Annotated in this window: 11 protein-coding genes; 8 read left to right on the forward strand and 3 right to left on the reverse strand. The window is 48.5% G+C overall.

The features are described from left to right. Positions 1-42: 42 nt before the first annotated feature. A complete protein-coding gene (locus tag OM416_RS30235) occupies positions 43-3,063 on the reverse strand; it encodes a DEAD/DEAH box helicase (protein ID WP_264935649.1) in 3,021 nt (1,006 codons plus the stop codon). 5 nt (positions 3,064-3,068) lie between these two features. Next, a complete protein-coding gene (locus tag OM416_RS30240; protein ID WP_264935639.1) occupies positions 3,069-4,847 on the reverse strand; it encodes an SWIM zinc finger family protein in 1,779 nt (592 codons plus the stop codon). Positions 4,848-5,126: 279 nt separating this feature from the next. Between OM416_RS30240 and OM416_RS30245 the strand changes: the two genes are divergently transcribed. Continuing rightward, positions 5,127-5,945 carry an endonuclease/exonuclease/phosphatase family protein gene (locus OM416_RS30245; protein ID WP_264935640.1) on the forward strand — a complete coding sequence of 273 codons (819 nt, stop codon included), beginning with the start codon at positions 5,127-5,129 and terminating at the stop codon, positions 5,943-5,945. 157 nt (positions 5,946-6,102) lie between these two features. Here OM416_RS30245 and OM416_RS30250 read toward each other — a convergent pair whose 3' ends face one another. Further along, positions 6,103-6,930 carry a methyl-accepting chemotaxis protein gene (locus tag OM416_RS30250; protein ID WP_264935641.1) on the reverse strand — a complete coding sequence of 276 codons (828 nt, stop codon included), beginning with the start codon at positions 6,928-6,930 and terminating at the stop codon, positions 6,103-6,105. A gap of 370 nt (positions 6,931-7,300) precedes the next feature. On the opposite strand from OM416_RS30250, the gene OM416_RS30255 reads away from it, so the two are divergent. The 7 genes from OM416_RS30255 (at position 7,301) to OM416_RS30285 (ending at position 17,151) form a co-directional block, all read left to right on the forward strand. Continuing rightward, complete coding sequence (locus OM416_RS30255) at positions 7,301-9,544, forward strand: glycoside hydrolase family 105 protein (protein WP_264935650.1); 2,244 nt, start codon at positions 7,301-7,303, stop codon at positions 9,542-9,544. A 345-nt stretch (positions 9,545-9,889) separates the two neighbouring features. Continuing rightward, the gene (locus OM416_RS30260) at positions 9,890-11,230 is read left to right on the forward strand and encodes an ABC transporter substrate-binding protein (RefSeq protein ID WP_264935642.1); all 1,341 of its coding nucleotides are present in this window, start codon (positions 9,890-9,892) and stop codon (positions 11,228-11,230) included. Positions 11,231-11,278: 48 nt separating this feature from the next. Next, positions 11,279-12,229, forward strand: a complete 951-nt coding sequence (locus OM416_RS30265; protein WP_248278232.1) for a carbohydrate ABC transporter permease — start codon at positions 11,279-11,281, stop codon at positions 12,227-12,229. Then, on the forward strand, positions 12,226-13,074 hold the full coding sequence (locus tag OM416_RS30270) for a carbohydrate ABC transporter permease (protein ID WP_017691148.1): 849 nt from the start codon (positions 12,226-12,228) through the stop codon (positions 13,072-13,074). Before OM416_RS30265 ends, OM416_RS30270 begins: the two co-directional genes overlap by 4 nt. Before the next feature lie 28 nt (positions 13,075-13,102). Further along, positions 13,103-14,953, forward strand: coding sequence for a sensor histidine kinase (locus OM416_RS30275; protein WP_264935643.1), 1,851 nt, complete (start codon positions 13,103-13,105; stop codon positions 14,951-14,953). Continuing rightward, a complete protein-coding gene (locus tag OM416_RS30280; RefSeq protein WP_264935644.1) occupies positions 14,950-16,551 on the forward strand; it encodes a response regulator in 1,602 nt (533 codons plus the stop codon). The genes OM416_RS30275 and OM416_RS30280 overlap by 4 nt, the downstream gene beginning before the upstream one ends. A gap of 54 nt (positions 16,552-16,605) precedes the next feature. Continuing rightward, a complete protein-coding gene (locus OM416_RS30285) occupies positions 16,606-17,151 on the forward strand; it encodes a GNAT family N-acetyltransferase (protein ID WP_264935645.1) in 546 nt (181 codons plus the stop codon). Positions 17,152-17,719: the final 568 nt, after the last annotated feature.

The raw sequence follows: 17,719 nt of genomic DNA on the forward strand, positions 1-17,719 counted from the left end.
CTGAAATCCGGGTTTGGCTTGTACTGTAAATCTTCTACCAAGTTAGCCCGACCAGTCACGACGCCGAGTGAACAGGTCTTTCAGCTCATCCGTCGACAATTCCGTAATCCAATTCTCGGAGCTTGTGATGATGTTATCGCTGAGCTGCTGTTTGCTCTCCAACATCTCGTCGATCCGCTCCTCTAATGTGCCAAGAGAGATGAACTTATGCACCTGAACATCTTTGGTCTGACCCATCCGATAAGCCCGGTCGGTGGCTTGATTCTCAACAGCCGGGTTCCACCAGCGGTCAAAATGGAAGACATGGTTGGCTGCGGTCAGATTCAATCCCACACCGCCTGCCTTGATGGACAGAATGAAGACGGACGGCTGTTTGTCCTCAGGTAGTGTGCGGGATTGGAATTCCTCAATCATACGATCGCGCCCTGTTTTGGACGTACCTCCGTGCAGATATAGCACAGGCTCCTGCAACTCCTGACGCAGTACCTGTTGCAGCATCTGACCCATCCCGATGTATTGGGTGAAAATCAGGCATCGCTCGCCCTCGTCCCTTAATTCACGGACAAGTTCCATCAGTCGTTCTAGCTTCGCGGAGCGACTAATCAGCATCGCCATATCTTGCGGACTGTACACGTCATAAGCAGATGTCAGTGCACCGTCTTCGGGAAGTTCCTCCGGCAAAGCTTCTTTTGTTAACAGCAGAGGGTGATCACACAACTGTTTAAGCTGGGTTAACGCCGATAGAATTGCACCTTTACGCTTGATGCCTTCCAGTTCTTTCATTTTATCCATCAGGGCCTGCACGGACTGGTCATACAATGCACTTTGCTCGCCCGTAAGGTGAATGTAAGTCTTCATCTCGTTTTTGTCCGGCAGATCAAGCTGGATATTCGGATCTTTTTTCTTGCGGCGCAGCATGAACGGTTTCACTAATTGCTGCAAATCCTGCATTCGTTGCTCATCCTTATCTTTCTCTATGGCACTGATAAAACGAGTCTGGAATGCCTGGGCACTGCCCAGATATCCTGGATTGGTAAAATCATAGATCGACCACAGCTCGGACAACCGATTCTCGATTGGTGTGCCTGTCATGGCAATGCGGTGTTTCGCCGGGAAACTGCGAACAGCCAGGGACTGTTTGGTCTGAGCATTCTTAATATTCTGCGCTTCATCGAGACAGATGCATGACCACGTATAAGTCTGCAACATTTCCTGATCTAGTGTAGCCGTAGCAAAGGACGTAATGATAATGTCCACCTGCTCCGTCTGCTCCCGGAATTCATCTCCGCTTAATCGGCGTGCTCCGTAATGCAGGCTGACATTAATGGAGGGTGCGAAGCGGCTAATCTCTTTTTGCCAGTTGCCCAGTACCGAGGTTGGGCAGATCAGAAGTACCGGGGCTTTTCCCGGCTTACGTGGTTCATGATCCTTGATGTGTAACAGATACGTGATGAACTGAATGGTTTTCCCGAGACCCATATCATCGGCAAGACATGCCCCAAGTCCGAATCTGCGCAGGAAACCAAGCCATGCAAAACCTTCCTTCTGATACGATCGCAGCTCGGCATGAAGCCCTGTCGGAATGGACAGGGAAGGTGCGCCGCCTTGTCCGCCCCCGAGTTGTGCAATAACCCGGTTCAGGTGCTCATTCAGCTCTACTTCCAGCCGAATGTTCTGATCATCCTGTGGTTGCTGCTCTTCCTCGGTTTGTTGTCCTTCCTTCCATTTCTGGTTGCGATATTCCCGTTGCTCATTGTGCAGCAGATGCAGGTGCAGAATATCCTGGAATGAGAGTCCCTGTTCCCGATCTACACCGCCCATGGCACGGCGTATCTGTTCCAGCAGGTCGGGATCAAGTGGAACCCACTCTCCGCGGAAGCGAACCAATCGTTCATTACGGGCAACAAGGTCGGCGAATTCATCTTCGCTAAGATCCGTGTCACCAATCGCAATGCGCCAGTCAAAATGAATAATCGAGTCCAGTCCAAAGAACGACTGTCCCCGTTCACTGCCTTCCTCCGGCTGCACCTTAGCACGCAGCTTTGGTTTCTTCTTACGGGCTGCTTCCCACCAACCTGGAAGTAGGACTTGCCAGCCCGCCGCCAGTAACCTGCCGCTATCCTGCGTCAGAAACTGCCAGGCTTCCTGATCTCCCAAAGGATCACTCAGCACATCCCGCCTGCCGCTAATGGAGCTTCCGAGACGCGGCAGATGTGCACGCAGTTGATCCAGCCATCCGGAGGAGCGATCCAGAATGAACGGTGTCCATACCTCGGGCCACTCCCCTTCAAGCCTGCCCCGTGAATCCAGCATGACGGGCACCAATACTGCAGCATCCAACTTGTTCTGCAATACCAGTCGCAGCCGCCAAGATGGCTCATCCTCGTCCGGCTCCTGCAATTGCAGCATGGGCCTGAATGGTGCGGCATCTGCTTTCCAGCCAATGGATACGAGCCAGGACTGTGCGTCCATTCCGGCTGTCTTAGGAAGAGTCCCACGCTCTGGGAACAACTGCGGGAATTCACGCCGCAAATCCGTCGCAGCTTCCTCCGAACTGTACCAGCGTTGGAATACGAAGGCAGAGTAGGTCGCCCCAAGTCCTTCGGCATAACTCTCGTCGGTCTGTTGAATCGCCTTGGTAAGCAATGCCCGCTCCTGCTTTTTCAAGCTATCCGGGTCCCAGGTCCACTGAAGCTGTCCTGTACGGTAGGCCTCGAAGCTAGGTACGTATTTGCGTTTTTCGATAGATGCTGCGAGCGCGGGAGCCAATCGAATCAGATGTTCAGCCTGTTCATCCCATTTCCATTCAATATGAAGCAGGGTATGCATCTCGGCAAAGAAGGGAATCACTTCTTCCGCAGGCAGAACAACCAGCTCAATCTCCTCAATCTGCCGAACTTCCAGTTCGGTACCGTAGAAGGAAGGCGCATGCCAAGCGAACAATCGCTGCTTAAGCGACTGTCCCGGTACAAAGTGGTGTGTGTTGAGTGCTCCGTAAAACAATGCATCGCCATATCCAGTTAAAGCGACGTGAACCTCAATCGTTTCAGTGTAAGGATGAATTAAGCTCATGAGATCAGTTTACCTTTCCGAAGCTCTTCCTGCAGGGCGCGCAGCCGACTGTTACGAACGGCGAGTGTGGTGATGAATTGCTCCCAGTGCGCTTCTTGCTTCAACTTTTTATAGATTTTGGACAGACGTTTCAGCAGTTTCACCGCTGCTTTGTATCCGTCCCTGTTTTTGTGTCCGATATAACGCTCCACTGCCTGATGATAGAAGGGAAGCAGCAGCTCAGGTGCATCTTTTTCGATTGGTTGCAGCATCGCTACGCGGAATTCGAGAGGTTCCGTTCCCGTACTCAGCTGAAAATCAATCCATCTGCGCCACTGTCCACGCGAATGCATAGCATCCTCGTAGGCGGGGCGGGAGTGGGGAAGCATACTGACAAGCGTGTCCCACATACGGTTCTCTGCATCGGGCAGATGTTGAATGGCCGTATCCCATAGATGCATGTAATCATTCAAAGGTGTATTGCGCCGATTCGCCAGCAGGGGGCCAAGTTGTACCAACCAATCGCCAAGCCGCTTCCACTCAGCCGAATCTGCGAGTACATGGAGAAAATGCAACAGTTGTTCTGGCGGGAAACCGTAGGCCGAGCTTCCATGGATGAGTCGCTGCCATGCCTGATCATCTTGCCCCAGATGGAAGTGCATCCAGCTCTGCGCGAGTATGAGTGGTAGGGGCAGTGTTACGGCTTTGCCTGGTCTATCACTACTACTTCCATTACTTTGAGTGCTACCCAAGACACTCCCACCTGACTGTGAAGGTGGCGAAGCGGCGGTTATATTGCGTTCTATATCATCTAAGATGACCTGTTCCGACACTAACATGTCCCGCGACCCTTGAAGTTCAGGTACGATCCAGTTCAACCACAGTTGTCGATAGATCGGAGTGAAGAACATCATGCTGGCTGTCTCAGGCATCATCTGTTTGCGTAAATAAGCTGAGGTTTCGGCCAGTCTGTTCCAAAGTTGTTCAAGCTTGTTTCCCTTTAGACCTGTCAGGTCTAAAGGATGGTTAAAGATCCGCTCAATGTCTTTCTGAAGTGCATCCACCGCGAGCTGGGCAGGGTAGCTCAAGTACACGGGGGTATGCGTGATGGAGTTACGAGCCGGAGGCACACAGAATCGGATGAGGTGCAGCTGCACATGTAGTTCAAAAAGTTGGTCCATTGCAGCGTTCAGCCTTGGTTTAATGGCATACAGCTCGTCCGTTGCTTCCTGTACGTAGGATGTGCTTGCTGTGCCAGTCCCCAGCCGTCTCAGACAGGAGTGGAATAGTTCGTGCCATTCCGCAATTTCGAGATCAGCAAGCTCTGTTGCACGCTCCTTAATCTGGCTGTATTGGTTGTCCGGAATGTCCATATCCTGCTGTTCATCGGCTTCTGTGTAACTGGATAGTCCTGCGGACATGGCCCCGATGGGTTTGGTCGTTTGTTTGAGTGCGGTACTGGAGTGTGCATTCACAATGGCATGGACAGGTCGCTCCAGTTGCTCGGCATAACTCATCAATACAGCAGTCATATGTTTGCATACGGAACTCACCGGACAGGTACAATGACTGGTAGACAGAGATTGCATGCTCAGGGTGACCTCATATTCTTCCGATCCTTGTACAACGGCCGAGATCCCTTGTTGTTCGGAATAGGTTAATGGTCCGACACGTTTCTGTTTATAATATTGGAATCCGCGCATGATCGTTAGGTTATTAAAATGCTCCGCAACCTGCCTGATCAACTGTTGCCACTGCGCATCATCCATTCTCACGTTATTGGGTATGTTCATCATTCCATCTCCTGGGGTAAACATAGGTTCAGTAATCACCACGTCTATGACGTTATGGTGTGAATTTGATGTATCCATCATATCAGTTATGAGCCAATCCGTGCATGGGTTATGAAGAATTTGAAGTTATTTTAGACCAACAAGAATCAGGATGAACACGTCGGTTCTGATAGCGGACGGAATGCATGATTGCCCCATATTGTGTATGCTTATGGTATGTATTCCTTTCAGGAACGATGCAGGCCGGGGAACGGCTATACTACAAACAACAGGAGAGAGCATATGAAAATACTTACGTTAAATACACACGCTTGGGCGGAAGAAGATCAACTGAACAAGATCAGTCAGCTGGCTGATTTTATCAATACACATCAATTTGACGTAATTTCCATGCAAGAGGTTAACCAGTCCATGCAGGAAGCGGCGCTTTCTGAAGAAGAACTGAAGATGTATTATGCTACTGAACCCGATGCAGTGATTAAAAAAGACAACTATGCCTATGTTCTGCTCAAGCAGCTGACAGAGCAATATTACTGGACGTGGATTCCCGCTCATGTTGGGTTCCAAAAATACGATGAAGGACTGGCGATCCTTAGCCGGACGCCGATTACCCAGGCTTTTGGAGAATACGTGTCGCACATGCGGGATTATAACAATTACCGTACACGCAAGATTGTGGGAATCCAAACGGTCGTTGAAGATGAAGCAACCTGGTTTGTGAATGGACACTATAACTGGTGGGATGATGCGCAGGAACCTTTCAAGGGACAATGGGAGATGACGGAGAGCAAGCTTGCCCCCTACATGGATCAGCCGTTATATATGATGGGTGATTTCAATAATGTCGCGGAAGTACGTAATGAAGGCTATGATTATATGATGAGCAAAGGCTGGAACGACCTGTATACCACAGCATTGCAAAAGGATGATGGAGCAACCGTGGTCAAGGCCATAGCCGGCTGGGCAGACAACAAACGCGATCTGCGGATCGACTATATTTTCTCTAATCGTCCAATCCAGGCCAAGTCTTCCACCGTGGTCTTGAACGGTAAAAACGGGCCGGTCGTGTCCGACCATTTTGGCGTCGCTGTAGAAATATAATAGTCATTTGACTATAAGTGGGATATCACCTCAAATACGAAACAAAGCCTCCGCTGACTTCCTGTAAAGGGAAGTGTAGCCGGAGGCTTTTCACATTCTAAATCATTTGCTATGTACATTTCATATGGTTTGTTCTTTCTGTTGTGGAACTGTATTGTTATTCGAGCGCCAGCATCTGATGTACAAACTTTTTCAGATTCGCGCTTGTCTCACTAAGCTGTTCGATACTTTCCATGAATTCGGTAACAAGCTTGGCCTGATCCACTGTTGCGGTTGTAATCTGACCAATCTCCTGCTCCATATGTTTCATGGAATCCTGCACACTACCGAGGGATGTTTCGATATCAGCCGCTGCTTGTTTTGTATGATCGGACAGCTTGCGTACTTCACTGGCAACTACACCGAATCCGGCTCCCTGATCGCCCACACGAGCCGCCTCAATCATGGCGTTCAGTCCAAGGAGGTTGGTTTGTTCCGATACTTCACGAATGACGTTTGTTACTTTAGATACACTGACGGAGTTCTCTGAAGCTTTTTTGGAGTTGCGCAGAATCTCTTCCGAGGTCGCGGTAAGTTCCTCCGAATGTGCTGCGATCTGCTGAATGCCGCCGACGAGCGCATTAATGGTCGTTTCATTTTCGCGGATCAGCGTTTCCAGTGTCATGTGACTATCCAGTGCGTAGTTCACACCCAATATACCCACGACCTGATCGTTTTCCTTAATGGGAATAAGAATGGCGTCGAAGGGTCTGCCTTGCAGATCACCAGGCATGCGTGCCACGGTACGTGAATCCTTGTTGGTGAGCATTTTGAAATTTTTATAATCATCATGCAGCTCATCCCCAACCTTCACGCCAATCTCCAGACTTTTTGCTTCGGAAAAATACAATACTTTCTCATGATCATTAATGGATATGGATATGTCGTCGCGGAACATTTGACTAACAAAAGGCATAGCATTTACCAGAGATTCAAGAGTATTCAATGTTCATCTTTCCTTCCCGATACAAAAAGTGGAATTTTTCAGCCTACTATCTATATCGGTAACGTTTTCTCGTTTTTAAACCATTGTTGAAATTTAAGTTAACCTGGAGAGAAAAAGTGACTACATCCAATAAAATTGTAAGCGTAATCAAAAATCTGTAGCCACCACCGAACATGTCAGTTATACTGGGATTATTATTCGGCTATTCAGAAGATCACAAAGGGACATACCTATTTTCCGGTAAGGGGATTACCTACCTAGGTTAAGCGCTATACTTTATTGCTATATATCAGTTTGGTGCTCCAGTGTGGATGGTATGAATGAAATGATATAAGACTTTATTTCAATGGGAGAGGGATGTGTGCCATCGATGACGACCTATTTCAGTGAACCGCAGAGCATGTATTATCGATTTGGAGAAGATCAGGATCAGGTGCTGAAGGTACTGGCCGAGAGATATATTGGAGCCAATGCACAGGCTGATTTTGTATATCGGGTATTCCAGAAGTCTGGTATTTTGCAAAATGAAAAAGGGCTTTATGATCTGAATTTAGGTAAACGCTTTCCTGATGCACCTAAAGACCATATATCCTATGCAGCTGCGCTGGTATGGGGGGACGAGGACCGAAACCTGGATGTACTGGTCCGCTGTTATGGGCCTGTTCGTTTCTATTTCAATGAGCAGATGGTCTATCGCTCAACCGTAATGGATGAGATTAGTCCAGACGCAACGGTGAAGCTCAGCATCGATATCAAGCCTGGTTGGAACACCATTTGGCTGGAAATGAAAAACACGCCTGCCGGCTTTGGCTGCCAGTTTGGATCAGATGAAGGTAAAGTGCGCATTTTGAATGTATTTGCTCCATTCCAGGAGAGACAGGGACAAGCCGGATGGGTGTTCTCCCAACCGAACCGAACCGCGAGTAAACAACCGGACCTATTGGGAAAAGAAGCAGATTACAGTTTGAAGTGGCTGCCTGAGACAGGCTGGTCTGATGAGGATGAGACCAAGCCAGCTCTGGAAAGAATATACGGGCATCTTCCTGGACGGCACGCTTATGCTTGGACTCACCTGAACAATACCGATTCAACCGGGAGTCCGGTGCGACTGTCAGGTCAATCTTCCGGTTCTCTGAGTATATGGATTAGCGGCAAGCCTGTGGCGCAAGTGAAGGAAGCGGGTCCGTTCGAGGTGGATGTACCAGCCTCTTTTGGACGGAGTGACCTGCTTGTTCGGAGTGAATGCAATGATACGGCGGGACCTTGGCATTTTAATTTGAACGCAACCGTTTCGGGTAAGCCGCTTTCACTGGAACTTCCTCAGCGTGTGCATGGTGCTAATGGAGAGTCTTGGTTATATGTTGGACCTTTTGAATCGGAGGTTGAACCGGACTTGGGGGATCTGACCCGAACGGACCGAGTGTACCAAACGGGGCTGGAACAGACGTACTGGCGTTTAGATCGACCAGATGCATGGATCAGACCTTATTATGAAAACGCCATGTTAAGCAATAAATGGACAGTGGGCAGTGTGACCAATTATGGTCGCTGGGATTATCCATTGGGTGTCACAGTATATGGTCTATTACGGACGGGGCGTTATCTGCAGAGACCAGATATTACGCGTTATGCGGCTGAGCATGTGCAGGCATGTACCCAGATGTACGAGTACTCATTATGGGATCGGGAGCAGTATGGTTTCCCGGCAGTCAATCAACAATTGGTCATGCTGAAAATGCTGGATAACTGCGGTTCTTTTGGTTCAGCCATGATGGAAGCGTATTCAGATTGTCATGAACCGACGTTTCTTCCGATTGCTGAACGGATTGCGGATTTCATGCTTTCCCGCCTGGAGCGGCAGGAGGATGGTGCGTTTTATCGCACATGCGTAGGGGAGTATGCCGAGAATACCATGTGGGCCGACGACCTCTATATGAGCACGCCGTTTCTTGTTCGTTATGCCCGGGTGACCGGAAACTCATCCGCACTGGATGAAGCCGCCAGACAATTTTTATTGTATCGAAAATATCTGTTCATTCCTGAGTTCAAGATTATGTCTCACGTATATGATTTCAAATACGGACAGGCAACTCAAATTCCATGGGGACGGGGGAACGGCTGGACACTGTTTTCCTTGACAGAGGTATTGGAAGCTTTGCCTGCGGAGCATCCTGAGCGCCCGGCTCTAATTGATTTCTTCAACGAGCTGTGTGAAGGGTACGCGGCACTTCAAGAGGAAAGTGGGTTGTGGCATCAGGTGTTGAATGATCCGAAGACGTATGAAGAAGCCTCCTGCACGGCGATGTTTGCCTATGGTTTTGCGAGAGGTGTACGCTTTGGCTGGTTCAAAGACCCTGAAGTTTACGTCACAGCTGCCGAGCGGGCTTGGAAGGGACTTATCTGCAAAGCGATTGATCGTCAAGGGAACGTTCATGGGGTGTGCAGCGGATCGAGATATGCGTTTACGGCAGAGTATTATGATCAGGACTTGCGTACCGTCACCAATGACAATCACGGAATTGGCATTATGATGCTGGCAGGAACTGAAGTGGCAAAAATGAAGAAACATCTGGCTGAACACAGGGTGTCTTCACCTGCAGTCTCACATTCCTGACAGACCATACTTAATATGAAACGCAATGGTGATGACGGCTGATCGTCGCGCTTCTTCCAACGAGTCTGAGGCCGTAAAAGAGCTGTCATGGCCTGATTTTCATACTATCTTTACCATACCAACCCGTTAACTTCTGCTCTACGTACTACATTTGTATACCCGTAATCATATCTGATACGGGAACATCACCGCCGGGAATGTCATTCCCGGTGGTTTTTGATTCCGATAACTCCTTACTTTTTTGACAGGAAAGCTTACTTTTGTTTATGTCATATGCAGCAATGGATCGATACAATAGGTTTTGTAAGCGATTTCATATATGCGAGAAGGGGAGGAAATTCATTTATGATGATTACGAAAAAGTGGGTAACCCTGTTCTGCCTGTCCCTGTTATTGTTCGCTACAGCCTGTTCTGGAGGGGCAACCGATACACCCGCTACTTCTGGTGAAGCAAGTGAAGGTGAAGGAGACTCTTCAGGCAAGATTGAACTACGCATGACCTGGTGGGGATCACAGACTAGACATGATCTGACAACCAAAGTCATCCAATTGTTTGAAGAGAAACATCCGGGTATTACCATTAAGCCTGAATATTCCGGTTGGGACGGTTATTTTGACAAGTTGACTACACAGGTAGCTGGCTCAAATGCACCGGATATCATCCAGATGGATTACGCTTTTCTGACTGACTTTGCCCGGCGTGGTGCCTTGCTTGACCTGACCCCGTTTGCAGAGAGTAAAGACCTGCGGACAGAGGATCATGATCAGAGCATGATTACAGCCGGTTCGATTGACGATAAATTATATGCGATTACCCTCGGAGTTAACGCACCAGGTGTCATCTATGATGCTACCGTATTTCAGGAATTAGGTATCGAAGAACCGCAAGAGAGCTGGACATGGAAGGATTTCGGGGATATTGCGACGAAGATCGCCGCAGCCAAAGGTGAGGGATTCTATGGATCTGCAGACATTTCCGGTACAACCAACATGTTCGAGGTGTTTATCCGGCAATCCGGGAAAGGATTGTTCGACGGTGGGACGATGACTGCTACCAGCGAGGAGCTTCAACAATGGTTCGATATGTGGGGCTCACTACGCGAGAATGGTGGAGTGACCACAGCTGAGATCACGGCATCCACAACGAATGCGTTGGAGACACGTCCAATCTCACTGGGTACAGCTGCCATGGATTTTGCATGGTCTAATCAATTGCTGACATTCCAGCAGGTGAACAAAAACCAGGATCATAAGCTTGGCATACAAGTGCTTCCGCATGGTGTTAACGAGCAGCAAATTGGCGAATACCTGAAGCCAGGCCAGTTCCTCTCCGGTTATGGCAAAACCAAACATCCGAAGGAAGTTGCCATGTTCATCGATTTCATGGTGAATGATCCAGAAGCAACCGCTATTCTTGGTTCTGAACGTGGTGTGCCAGTTAACTCAAGCATTCGTGAGCAGATGCAGCCAACGCTGCCGGAAGCGGAGCAAACCATTTTTCAATTTATCGACACCGTATCGAAGCATTCCAGTGAGATTGACCCACCATACCCGCAAGGATTTGCTGAAGTGGACACGAGTTTCAAGAGCGCAAGCGAGCAGATCGCCTTCGGTCAAGGCAGTACTCCAGATGTCATTGCCCAGTTTATTGAAGGAGCCAAGGCTACGCTTGCATCGAGTCAATAAACCATTGAAATCGTTCCAGACTTCTAATTCTGCGGGGAGGTTGCGAAGATGACTACATCTCAGGTCAGTCAAGCCCGAATCGAGAGTGTAGCTACCCGGCGGGTCAAACGGAGATATGCGCATAATGGAGCCGCTCTTCTGTTTCTCGCCCCATGGCTTGTCGGGTTGTTATTTCTCACCTTGGGTCCCATGTTGGTATCGTTATACATTTCGTTCACCGATTACAGTATCCTGGCCGCCCCTTCCTGGGTCGGTCTGGATAACTACACCACCATGTTTACGTCCGATAAACTGTTCACCAAATCACTCCAGGTAACGTTCACATATGTCGCTGTATCCGTACCGGTCAAATTGATCTTCGCGTTGCTTGTAGCGATGTTGCTCAACAAAGGGATTCGAGGGCTTGGTATTTACCGAACGGTGTATTACATCCCGACATTGCTTGGAGGTAGCGTGGCGATTGCGATGTTGTGGCGTAAAATGCTGGGTGGGGACGGGCTGCTTAATAGTGTTCTTGCCATGGTAGGAATTAAGGCACCCGATTGGGTTGCCAATCCGAAGTATGCACTGTACTCCATCGTGCTGTTATCCGTGTGGCAGTTTGGATCATCGATGATTATTTTCCTGGCAGGATTAAAGCAGATTCCACCCGAGTATGATGAGGCCTCGGCGGTAGATGGTGCAGGTCCTCTGCGGAGATTCTTCTATATAACGTTGCCGATTCTGTCACCCGTCATCTTCTTCAATCTCGTCATGCAGCTGATTACGTCCTTTCAATCGTTCACGCAGGCTTTCGTCATCAGTAACGGCAGCGGAGGGCCAGTGAATTCAACCTTAATGTACTCTCTGTATCTGTACAAAAAAGGATTCTCATTCTTTCAGATGGGCTATGCTTCCGCGATGGCCTGGGTGCTGGTGATCCTGATTGGCGTATTTACATTGCTCGTATTCCGCAGTAGCAAGCTGTGGGTGCACTATGAGGATGGTGGAAAATCATGATTGGACAACGGAACTCTACAGCGTGGGTCGTCGGCAAACATGTGTTGATCTCAGGCATCGCCTTTGTCATGCTCTATCCAATTCTCTGGATGCTCGGTAGCTCGTTCAAACCGGGACATATGATCTTTACAGAGACCTGGTTCTGGCCACAGGAATGGAATTGGCAAAATTACATGAATGGCTGGTCGGGAATTCAGGGTAATCCGTTCTCCCGTTTCCTGACCAACTCTGTCATCCTGTCGCTGGGCGCCGTGCTGGGCAATGTGATTTCCTGCTCTATGGCGGCGTATGCCTTCGCCCGACTGAATTTTCGTTTCAAAGCCATCTGCTTCGGTCTGATGCTCATGACGATCATGCTGCCACATCATGTGACGCTGATCCCGCAGTATATTCTTTTCAACCACTTGGAGTGGGTGAATACGTATCTGCCGCTGGTGGTGCCGAAATGGCTGGCTACTGACGCATTCTTCATTTTTCTCATGGTGCAGTTCTTCCGAGGGTTGCCCAAAGAGCTGGATGAAGCGGCCACTATTGATGGATGCGGTCCTGTGAAAATATACACCAAAATCATCATTCCACTGGCTTTCCCAGCATTAGTCACTACGATGATCTTTACGTTCTTGTGGACATGGGACGACTTCTTCAGTCAGTTGATCTACCTGAGTGACGTGAGCAAATATACAGTGCCGTTAGGTCTACGCCTGTTCCTTGATTCCAGCTCTCAATCCGATTGGGGTCCGATGTTTGCGATGTCGGTGTTGTCGCTAGTGCCATGTTTTATTGTTTTTATCGTGTGTCAAAAGTACTTCGTGGAAGGAATCGCAACCTCTGGACTCAAAGGGTAATTCCAAGACGAAACGAGTTGATTTTCGCATGCGGAAAGGAAGATGGTCTTCATATATTAATCAAAAGCTGCAACAAAGCAAGCTCTCCACATTGATGGTGACTTGCTTTATTGCGTTTAACCTGTTACTCGTCTCGGTGATCGTCTGGCTGGCATATCAGTCCTTCTCAGCGGTCACCTTTGCCGAGATTAGCAAAGCACGCCTGGCTCTTCTGAACGAGAGCACACGCCGGGGATTTGATTTCATCACAGGGGTAACCGGAACAGCCTATGCTTTGGCAAGCAATCGGGAGCTGTCCAGTTTGCTCGAAACGATGGAGACCGGAAGACTTTCGCAGATTCATCAACGGCGGGAAGTATCCCGTATATTGGATCATACTCTGGTCGTCAGTGAAGGCATTACTTCTATAGAGTTGTACACGGATGCATTTAACGGTGTAGCTGTTACCATGCCTGATCGCATCTTCCCGGTAGACACCATTTCCGGCGACTCCTGGTTCGATGCATTGGAGCAGGCAGATGCGGCATGGGTACCTTTGCGCGAGAATGAATCTGGTCAATCACTAATTGGGTATGCCCAGCGAATCTTTGACAGCCGAGGGGGTACGGTAGCCTATGTGCTCATTCGACTGAGTCGCACAGACATTGTACGCAGATTTTCGGATATGCCCATGGTATTGGAAGGCAAGGTACTGCTGGTGGATACGGCTGGCAATGTCGTCATGCAAATGGGTGAAGCTGACCCCATCGAGGGATCTAAGTGGCCAGATGACCCCGCTACAAGTGGTGAGGGTGAATACTCTTCTTCTATTATAGATAGTGCATGGATTCAGGAACATGTCCAACCAGGTGCAGACGGATACGAAGTAGTTTCCGGACAATCCGGAGGTGCACAATTGGTGTTGTACTCCAGGCCAGCCATGCTTCAGTGGCGTCTGGTGCAGACTATTCCTGTTCATATGCTGTTATCCCCGGTCAGACACGCAGGGTGGCAGATTCTTTGCATTGCAGTGTTGGGGTTGTTATGCTCGGCAATACTTGCATATTTGTTCGTGCGGCGGATTATTCGTCCTCTGCGCCAACTGATCAAACGGATGAGACAATTGGAGAAAGGGGATTTTGATACTCGGGTACAACTGTCATTCACAGAGGAATATGCCCATTTGGCGTATGGATTCAATCACATGGCTTCACAGCTCACGACGCTGATGGAACAGGTGAAGGATGAGAGCCGTGCTAAGCGGGAAGCCCAGACGGGCTTGCTTGAGGCCCAGATCAAACCCCATTTTCTATACAACACCCTCGACATGATCCACTGGCGTGCGCTCGATTACGAAGCTAAGGATATCAGTCGTATGATTGTGCAGCTCAGTAAGCTGTTACGGATCGGACTGAGTGGGGGGAGATTGTTTATCCGGGTTCGTGATGAGTTGGAGCATGCCCGGTGTTACGTCAACATACAGTCGGAGCGACTACCTTTCTCCATTCAATATCAGGAGCAGATCGATCCGCGCATTCGCGGTTGTTATATTCCCAAGATTATCTTACAGCCCTTTATTGAAAATGCCGTTATGCACGGACATCCGGAAGAAGGCACACTTCGAATTCAGGTGCATATGCATGAGGCGGAAAGCTCTCAACCAGATATCGTCATTCGTATCACGGATAATGGCCAAGGCTTGCCAGAGGGTTGGAAACTCGAAGCGACGTGTGGCATCGGTGTACGGAATGTTCATCAGCGAATTCAGCTCTATTGCGGGAAGCGATATGGCGTTCAACTGAGGGATGGAGAGTCGGGTGGCGTGGAAGTGACGATTACACTCCCCCGTATTGAGACCGATGAGCAATTAAATCTGTGGCTGGACGGTGAAAAAGGATGAAGACCATCATGCTTGTAGATGACGATCCGCATATTGTAAAGGCACTAACGGAACATATTGACTGGCCTTCCCTGGGCCTCAGCATTGCAGGTACTGCTTCGAATGGCTTGGATGCACTTGATCTTTTTCACCGCATGCATCCCGATCTTGTTATGACTGACGTTTATCTACCGGGGATGACCGGGCTTGAGATTACTCAGACGTTGCGACGTGATCATCCCCACTTGCCGATCATCATTCTTAGTGGGTATGACGAATTCGAGAACGCCCGGGCAGCCATGCGCTGGGGGGTGAATCACTTTTTGCTGAAGCCGGCAGAAGTTGAGGAGATTGAGTCTGTGCTGCGTGAGGTGCTACTGGAACAAGATGTGCGAGAGCGGCATGAGCGACTGGAGCAGACGTACAAGCAGGAGGTTGGACGGGTACTTCCGTATTTGCGCAAACAATTTCTTCACGAACTGCTGACCACGCGATATCGGGCAGACGAGCTGCCTAAAGAGCGCATGGACTATATAGGCATTCATATGTCCTCACAGACACGCGCCATTAGTCTGCAACTGAATCGCCCCGTATTTTTGACACGAATGAAAGAACGGGATTGGCAGCTTCTCCGCTATGGGGCGGCCGATATTATTCAGGAGACGGTGAAGGAGCAAGCGGCGCGCATGAATGGTCAGGTAGAGATCGTTGATTATTCGGATCAGGTATTTGTGTTGCTTCTATTAGGAGATAAAGATCATCTGGAGGAATGTCTGCCACTTGTGGAGAGGATGATCGATCAGATCTTTACGTATCTGAAAATTGAAGTGAGTGCTGGAATTGGGAGATCCAAGAGTCACCCCTGTGAGGTGATAGATTCTTATCTAGAGAGCAGGGAAGCGGTGGAAACTGCAGAGTTTCAAGGTGGAAGTCGTATCTACCACTATGAAGCGTCTGAGGATACAGAACCAAGTGTGACCGATTATTCAGTATTGCTTCGTCAATGGAATGAGGCTTGGGCGGATATTAGACCTGATCTGGCGGAAGAGGTATGGCATCATATTTGCCTTTTGCTGAAAGAGGGGAAATGTGTTGGCATACAGGATGTACAGGTGGTGGCCGTCAGTCTGTTTGACACGTTGATTCATAGCTGGAACCGACTTCACCCGATGTTACCCCCGCCGCTGGCGATGAGTGATTTTTTGCGTGAAATTCAATCGAAATATGCGTTGCATGATCTGGTAAGCTGGATGGATCGTATTATCTGCAACTGGCTAGAACAGATCCGCAAGGAGATGGGCGAGAAGAAAACCAATAAACTGATAGAGCAGGTGAAACAGTATGTGGAGCTGCATTACGCTGAAGAGATCAGTTTTGAAGCGATTGCCAAGGGGCTATTCGTGCATCCGAAGTATCTGAGTCAACTTTTCAAAAGGGTGACCGGGGAGAATTTCGTGAGTTATTTGAACGGGTACCGGATTCAGCGAGCGTTGGAACTGTTGCAGTCGGGACATTACATGGTATATGAGGTGAGTGAGATGACGGGGTTCCGTAATGCCACGTATTTCAGTCAGGTATTCAAGATGCTTACGGGCAAGAGTCCGTCTGAGGTGGGGTAGAGCAGTAGAGAGTATAGAATATTTAATTAAAGTGGAATAGGCGGAATAGTTCTTATGATTATCGAACAACAGGAATATTACATTAAAGGAGTATCTTACTCGATTAGATCAGCAGCAGATAAGGATGCAGAGGCCTTGTCTTCACTTCGTGTACAACTGGACGGAGAAACCGAGAATATGGATCGTGAAGAGGGCGAGGCGTATATCGACCCAGCCGGGTTTAGGCGTATCATCCATGTGGACACCGAGAAGTCGCGGAATCTGTTCCTCGTTGCTGCAGTAGCGGGCGAGATTGTGGGATACTCCCGATGTGAAGGTACAGAGTTGAAGAGATTTAGCCATAAGGTTGAGTTCGGCGTGTGTGTAGCCAGAGAGTTCTGGGGACATGGGATTGGCAAGCACTTGTTGAAACAGTCGATGGAATGGGCAGACCAGATTGGTGTAGAGAAGATGACGTTGACCGTACTGGCATCCAACGAAAAGGCAATTGAGTTATATCAAAAGAGTGGCTTCGGGATCGAAGGTGTTTTGAAAAGTGATCGACGACACACAGATGGACAGTATTACGATACGATAGTGATGGGCAGGTTCAAAGCGTAACAAGTATAGAAGTGAAGACCATAATCTATCAATACCACTGAAGAGTGAGTACAATTACTATATTCGATATCTAAATAGTAGATAGCATTGTTCTCCAATATGATATTGTGTTTCTTATTATATAGAACGTAATGATGCTGATCGGTTCTTTTCGTAACCTATATTGAGACAGAATAGACTGGCGAGTGTATGTAGGGTATAGTCAGTTGATATTGCCATCGAGAAGAATAGTTTGAAAAGAGATTATATCAAGTAAACGAGAAATTCATTGATGGGATATTTTACAAGTAGTAATTATGTTGTGTATATGGTATATTCTATTTCCGGCCAAAAAAACACGAGAAACATAGTGCCGCAAGCAAAATAAATAAGCTTCGAAAGAAACTTAAAAAAAGAGCTTGCAAAGTTGGTTTGGAAGTGTTATGATATAAAAGTTGCTGAGGAGAACGACACTTGGTAACAAAACAAGTTTGATCTTTGAAAACTGAACAACGAGTGAGTAAACATTCTGCTTGCAGAATGAATGCGAAAGTTTGAGACAAGCCTTGGCTTGAATCGACTGGAGCAC

It is taken from the genome of Paenibacillus sp. LS1 (assembly GCF_026013365.1).
Lineage (GTDB): Bacteria > Bacillota > Bacilli > Paenibacillales > Paenibacillaceae > Paenibacillus.